The sequence below is a fragment of the Calothrix rhizosoleniae SC01 genome, assembly GCF_900185595.1.
In the GTDB taxonomy this organism is placed as follows: domain Bacteria; phylum Cyanobacteriota; class Cyanobacteriia; order Cyanobacteriales; family Nostocaceae; genus Calothrix_A; species Calothrix_A rhizosoleniae.
In genome coordinates this window covers 1-6,831 of record NZ_FYBH01000284.1, presented here as the reverse complement: position 1 = coordinate 6,831, position 6,831 = coordinate 1, and the positions used below count along the sequence as shown (strand labels likewise).

The 6,831-nt window shown below is 38.3% G+C and carries 4 protein-coding genes and 1 pseudogene; 1 reads left to right on the top strand and 4 read right to left on the bottom strand.

The genetic code is table 11. The features are described from left to right. Both CALSC_RS16930 and CALSC_RS16925 read right to left on the bottom strand, forming a co-directional pair. Positions 1 to 836 (bottom strand): cupin domain-containing protein (locus CALSC_RS16930; RefSeq protein ID WP_088242482.1); only part of this gene is annotated, 836 nt, incomplete at its 3' end. A gap of 109 nt (positions 837 to 945) precedes the next feature. Beyond that, positions 946 to 2,898, bottom strand: coding sequence for a tetratricopeptide repeat protein (locus tag CALSC_RS16925; protein ID WP_088242481.1), 1,953 nt, complete (start codon positions 2,896 to 2,898; stop codon positions 946 to 948). Between the two features lie 522 nt (positions 2,899 to 3,420). On the opposite strand from CALSC_RS16925, the pseudogene CALSC_RS27545 reads away from it, so the two are divergent. Continuing rightward, positions 3,421 to 4,143, top strand: a pseudogene (locus CALSC_RS27545) (transposase). A 332-nt stretch (positions 4,144 to 4,475) separates the two neighbouring features. On the opposite strand, the gene CALSC_RS26575 reads toward CALSC_RS27545, so the two are convergent. Continuing rightward, the gene (locus tag CALSC_RS26575) at positions 4,476 to 4,619 is read right to left on the bottom strand and encodes a hypothetical protein (RefSeq protein WP_159460640.1); all 144 of its coding nucleotides are present in this window, start codon (positions 4,617 to 4,619) and stop codon (positions 4,476 to 4,478) included. A gap of 644 nt (positions 4,620 to 5,263) precedes the next feature. Next, on the bottom strand, positions 5,264 to 6,831 hold a 1,568-nt coding region (locus CALSC_RS16910), incomplete at its 5' end, for a tetratricopeptide repeat protein (protein ID WP_143288284.1).

The following is a 6,831-nucleotide window of genomic DNA, read 5'->3' as shown; positions in this document are numbered from 1 at the left end:
ACTTGAGACATAGCAAATTTATGCACAAGGCTTTTCTTCTCTTCATTTAGTACAGTTATTAAAGAATCAAATAAATGCCCCGTGTATGATTCAATATCATCAGTATTTCCATAGGGGATCAAAGGTAAATTTTGTCGCCAAGTTTCTTCCTTTTGGAGATTTTTTTGAACCTTGTCTAATAACCATTCGAGGACATCTTGCCCCGTAAAACAACGGATACCAAGAGTTACGTGTAATGAAGGTTCTTCACTGGCGATCGCATAATGCCAATGACCCCGTGGTATGTAGAGTAAATCACCAGGTTTGAGAACAGTGTGAATGTAGGGTTCTCCTTCAGGTGGTTTGTGACGCTCTGATTTTTCATCTCTATAAGGGTACTTAAAGGTATCCTTGAAAACAAACCACTCCTTTTGCCCATGAATTTGCATAATCAAGACTTCGTGGGCATCATAATGAATGTCGAATGCTTGGCGAGAAGGCCAAGAACAGTAAACATTGGCATGAATAGCACTATGACCTAATTCTTCCTGTATTTCCCAAGTTAAATCAGCTAGGGCTGGAAAATGATTATGAACATGGTGGATGGTTAAACTTGCCCCTTCTCTACACAGCTTTGACCATTCTTGAGGTGGGCAAGGAGGGAGAATCTGACCATTTTTCACGAAACGTAATTCAGGTTGATGATAATTCAGCAAATGATTGAGATGCTGCCAGGAAAATAAATGTTGAAATTTGTCGGTATGCTTCCCAGGAATGACTATCCCTTGTTTTGCCCAATTTTCAGCAAGGAAGCTTTCTAGGGAATAAGGATGTAAAATTTTATTTAAAATTTTCATTATAAATCGAAACGCAAAAGGCAGAAGGCAGAGGGCAGGAGGCAAAAGGAAGGAAAAATTCTACTTGGTGGTGCAAATTATTTTTCATTGGGACTGCCTCCTGCCTTATTTAAGGGTAAGCGAAGTAAAAATTATTCAGATTTTCTTCACTATTACTCTGGTTTGAGGCTTGGGAAATTAACTTTGAAGCGATCGCATTTCGTAGTGGAGTTGCTTTTTCTGTAGCTAGCCAGTTAAATAAATTTGTGACTGCTTCGGGGGAACTATTTATTTTCAGAGCTTCTTGGATTAAACGAAATGCCCCAGCGACATTATCTGCCTTCAGAGGAATTGCCACGTCCGATAGACACCTATTAAAGTAAATGTCACGGGATCTGGCTGTAATCTCGGCACAATATTCCTGGGGAAGATAACTTTCGGAAATTTCGATGCCCATGCGGTAGTATTCTCCTTGTGCCCCTGCTAAGAAAACTTCACTGGACATATTGTTAGAATGCTGGCGGTAACGGGCAAGAATTGCTGGTTCGCACCACCAATCATAGAAAGAAGCAATACGCTTGTAGAGTTCCCAGTCAGGAGTATAAAGATTAATAAGATCGTAAGCCCCTAAACGTTCGTGAGCTGCTCGGCGAATTAAGGTTGCACAGGGATTTAACGGGTTAGAGCCACCAATCCGTTGTAGCCAATTTTTATTGATACCCCTTTTCATCCCTGAGTGTTTTTGGGTAAAAACTACCTTTCTTTTCTCATTGATATTTTCATATCCTGTAAAAGCAGCTCCCACAGAATCAGGACATCCCTCTAGACTTGATTTGAGCCGGGAATAATAACCAGGAAGTACATACTCATCCTCTGGCATTAGATGAATCCACTCACCACGACTCAGGGCAATTCCCCGATTAAAGTTGCGTCGCGGCCCAATATTTTCTGAGTTGAGATAGTAATGGACTATACCACCGCCAATGGCATTCACCAGGTCATATAGGGGTGGATCACTGGCATTATCCATCACCAGAATTTCTATTTCATCTTCTCCTTGCCACTGAGCTAATACACTAGCAAGACATTCCAACATGTAGTCTTTGCGGTTATATAGGGGAATAATTACGGAAAAGAAAGGTCGCTTTTTTTCACTGGCTGTTACGGGAGGAATTGCTGGGAACTGATAATTGCCAACGGTAACTTCCCCTAGTTTTAACTCTGGTGAGGCATATTTTTCTGGAACAAACTCAGCAACTGGCTGACTTTTGATGGCTGCGGCATAGTGAGGATTAATTAATTTTAAACCTTGTCGATATACAGCAGCAGCTTCGTTTAATTGGTGTTGTGTTTGATAAATAAGTCCCAAACACATATAAGCTTCCCCATAGTTAGGGTTGATTTGCAAAGCTGTTTGCAAGCAATCTATTCCTGCTTCTAATTCTCCCTCTGCTTGTAATACTACCCCTAAGTGATAATGAGCTTCCGCCAAATTGGGTTGTAGGTTAATTGCTTGGCGGTAGTAAGCGATCGCATTTGGCAAATCTTTTGCTTTCTCCCGAGCAACCCCCAATTTGTAATTTAGTTGTGCATAGTGGGGTTGCTTGTCTGCCGATAGTTTTCCTTGGATATGGAGTGCGTTGCCCCAGTTTACATCCGCTTCCCTACAATTAGGCTCAAGTTCCAAAGCCTTTTGATAGCAAACAATTGCCTCTTCCAACTTGCCTTGTTCTTGCAAGGTATAGCCTAGATTATTATGAAGTGATGCTAAATCTGGTTTGAGGGCAATAGCTCGCTGATAAGCTGATTCTGCTTCTGGAAACTGACCTTGAGCTTGATGCAGATTACCTAAACTGAACCAAGCCTTAAGTAACTCCGGTTGCACTGACAAGGCATTACTAAGGAACTTTTCTGCTATCTGTGGTTGACCAATTTGCTGGGACAAAAGACCTAATCCATATAATGCTTCTGGATTTTTAGGTTCTTCTTTTAGTACCTGAAGATAACTCTGTTGTGCTTGATTGAAACGATTAGCTCGATGATATTTAACTGCAAGCTCGAGGATCTGAGAATTTGTTTTCATATTCAATCTTCGGGGATATTACACCCTATAAAATTTTTTTAAACAAATAGGTATTTTTCTTTAATTCTGAATTTTACTTACACTTATCTCGGAAAATTTAATTTTACTTGATTGAAATAATTAGTAAGGTGGACACAGCCACCTTACTGTTATTAAGGGAGGTATAATAAATTCCTGTAGCTTTTATTAAAATTGGATTCGCTAGAGAAATCTAGGTCACTGGGGTAGTAACAATGGTTCTAAAGAGGTTGGCAGAGCATAAGTCTTAAGCCCAGCTATGCCTTAGGCTTTACGTAATTAAGCCTTACTTTAGAAATTAGCAAACTTAACACAAAATTTGCCATTTTTTAGAATTAGGGGACTTAAATCCCTGTAATTGGTCAAAAAAGCCCAAATCCATGAGGATACTGCTGGCGAATTAGGGTTTTGATCCCTAATTCATTCAAAAACAACGGGAGCGATGATAAATAAATCGAACTCGAAGGTGAGGGTGATTGGTATGACACTACATCCAATAAACCAATGGAGAATACCAAAAGAAACCAAAGATGTAGCACGTGCAAGTTTCCCGAAAGGGAATTTGTATATGAAAATGTACGATATAAGCTTGCTGGTAAAAGATTTCTACCAAAAGAGCACTATGTTGATGCAGCTTATGTTGATTCATATAAATTAACTGAAAGTTATCAAAAATATCAAGTTAATATTGTTGATCCTGTTGCGGTTGATTGTAGTTGGCAAGCTAAATCAAAGATGGGATTTGATGTCGCTTCTTTTATAATTGATTGGGACAAAAAACAAGCTATATGCCCACAAGGACATTTTAGTAAATCATGGTGTTCTACTGTAGATTGTCGTAAAAGCCCTATTATTCAAATTAAATTTGACCGTAAAGTATGTGGAGATTGTCCTGTTATAAATAACTGTACAAAAAGCAAAAAATCTCCCAGAACAATAAAAATCAGACCTCAAGCTGAATATAATATTTTAGCTACACGTCGGATTGAACAAAAAACAACTTAATTTGAAGATAAGTATAAACTTAGGTCAGGAATTGAGGGTACAATTTCTCAAGGAGTGTGTCAATTTAATTTACGCCGAACTCGATATTTTGGATTAGCTAAAACACATTTACAACACGTTGCAACTGCTTGTGCAATCAATTTATCTCGTTTTTTTAACTGGTCAAATCGTCAACCAAAATCTAGAACTCGTATTACTTCATTTGCCTCGCTCCGTATATAGTAAAAGCATAATTTAATCAGCACAATTTTTTATATTTATTAAGCGCCCAAATGCGACCGTGTTCTGGGCTTAATTGTTTTGGCTCTCGGTGCGGTGTTCCACCGCACCATTGCTTGAGTTTCTTCTGAAAGGGTTTGCTTTGGAAACAGATAGTTCTTACGAAGGGTCAGACCTACCATTCGCCAGCAGTATCCTGAAGGCGAGGGGATTCTAAAAGGATGCTACAGGACGGGTTAAAACCACGTCCCTTTGCTCCTGATTCACCCCTATACACTCCACTCAAATCAAGTCCAAATGTTGTGCTTACTTTGCGGCAAGTGCAGTTAGTAAAACTAATAGCGATCGCTATTAGTTAATTTGACAAGACTTTTTTTTTCAGCTACAATATCATAATATTTGGTGATAACCCACCAATTTACCGTAGCTTGATAAATAATCCATATTTGGTTTCTCTGCACTTGTTCATGTGGACGCATTAAACAACTCAGAGAAAAAGCTAGAAAGGAACAAAGTAGACTAACTTTTCCTGGTTCCCTTCTTAGCTATATTTATGGCTCAGATATATATCAGAGATGGTAAATTGGGGAGTTCTCCCAGGAATTACTAACTTATTTTGGGATTTTTATGAGTAGGCAATTATTTATTTAATTGCTTACTTTTGTATTATATGTTTTCTGTGTAAAAAAATCAATTCTTTTTTACGTTTTACTGATGAGTATATTTAATGATTGAATTGAGAAAAAACAAATTTTCTGATAAAAATGATTATAGAATCAACAATTTAAATTGTCGATTCTAATCTCTACCTAGTCACATGGTATTGATTATTTTTTAGTATTACCATACATCTTTCCATGAATTGAAAATCACAAAAGGATACTAAATATTAAGCAAAGTATAAGACGTACTTTTTCTCTATTTTTAGAATGTTCTCAGACATGGAATTGAAGAGTTATAGTAAATTTTTTTTGGCTGACTTTACTGAATATCTGCCAGGTATTGCTGAATTGGAATATGAAATTGAAAAATCAAGTCTCTCAAACTCTTGTTCTCTGCACCTCTACGCCTCTGCGTGAGACAAATTCATATCTTTAATTCAGCAACGCCATCTGCCAAACACTTACCTAGCCTCTTTATAGTCAGGATTTAATGCTAAGGCTTTTTGAAAATAAGCCTCAGCAGTTTGCAAATCTCCTGCATTCTTCCGAATTAGACCCAACTTATGATTTAATTTTGCATAATACAACTTTTTGTCAGGAGATAGTTGAGATTGGGCATGGAGTGCATTTCCTAGATTGATATCTGCCTCAATGCAATTAGGTTGAATATTAACTGCTTTTTGATAGTACTGTATTGCTTCTGACCATTTACCTTGTTGCTGCAAAGTATACCCAAGATTATTATAAATTGATGCTGCATCTGGTCGTAAAGCGATCGCTTTTTTGTAAGCATCTTCAGCTGTTGGCAATTCTTCCTGAAGTTGGTACAGATTACCCAAAGCAAACCAAATTTTAACTGAGTCTGGTTGCTTTTGTGCAGCTAAACTTAGAAATTCCTCTGCTTGTTGTAGTTCGCTTTTTTGTTGTGCCACCATACCCAAACCATATAATGCTTCTGGGTTGCTTGATTGCATAGCCAAAACTTTTTGGTAAGCTGACTCGGCTGAGTCTAAGTGATTGGCTCGATGTTCTTTAATTGCCAAGCGCAAGATATCAGCAACATGATTTGTCTTAGATACCTTTGGTTTGCCGATAACATCAAACAAAAATTCTTCTAAAGCTCGAACTGACTTGAGGTCGTTATATAACTTATGCTTGTTTTGGGCAATTAGCTGGGATATATGTTGGCGATATTCACTATCTCTCCCCAGACGGATGGCAATTTGTACATATTCTGATTTACTAGATGCGATTGTCTCTTCAATACCCATCATCTTCAGGATTGCTAGCACATGTCTTCCCCGCATCATTTCCTGGGGATAGGTGACAATTGGAACATTGAAAGCAGTGGATTCCATTGTTGTGTTATTTCCCGACCAACCAATATTATCTAGGAAAACGTCGGCAATGGCTGTGACCCCAGCAAATTTTCTGCCTTGTAAGCGCGGTAAAAAGATACAATAGTCTTGATAATTGAGTTCAAATTCCTCAAAAGCCTGTTTTAGTCGTTGGCGAAATATTTCCGTTACACCTGTGCCATTATTTTGGATAAAGACAAACTTGCATTTATCTACATCCTGAGCAATTCTAGGAAAAACGTCATCATGCTGGGGTAAATATTTATACAGGGATTGGCAACTCCAGAACATAATTTCGTCTTCTGCAATGCCAATTTCCGCTTTAGTAATTGGTTTTGGTGGAATTTCCAAAGGTGTGTAATGAATTGCCAGATTCGGTAATCTAATTAACTGCTCCGTGTAATGCTCTTGGGCATTGTCTGGCTCCATTAAATCACTGCTCAAGTGATAATCAATAGTTGGTAGTCCACTAGTTTCCGGGTGTCCCCCAAAAACAACTTGTATGGGAGCCAATTTGAGACACCCTAGCTGTACTGTTGTAGTATCCATGCCAAATTCAGGAAAAATCAGTACGTGTAGCTTGTCCTGGTGAATAATCTCAGCCCATTTTTCCAGTGCTAAAGGACCTTGGGTAAATTTGTCCAATGCTTTCGCTGCTTTGACAGTTTCTC

What these genes read in the sequence shown, in the direction of transcription:
- CALSC_RS16925 (WP_088242481.1), bottom strand. Translation starts at nt 2,898, where the DNA reads ATGAAAACAAATTCTCAGATCCTCGAGCTTGCAGTTAAATATCATCGA.
- CALSC_RS26575 (WP_159460640.1), bottom strand. Translation starts at nt 4,619, where the DNA reads ATGCGTCCACATGAACAAGTGCAGAGAAACCAAATATGGATTATTTAT.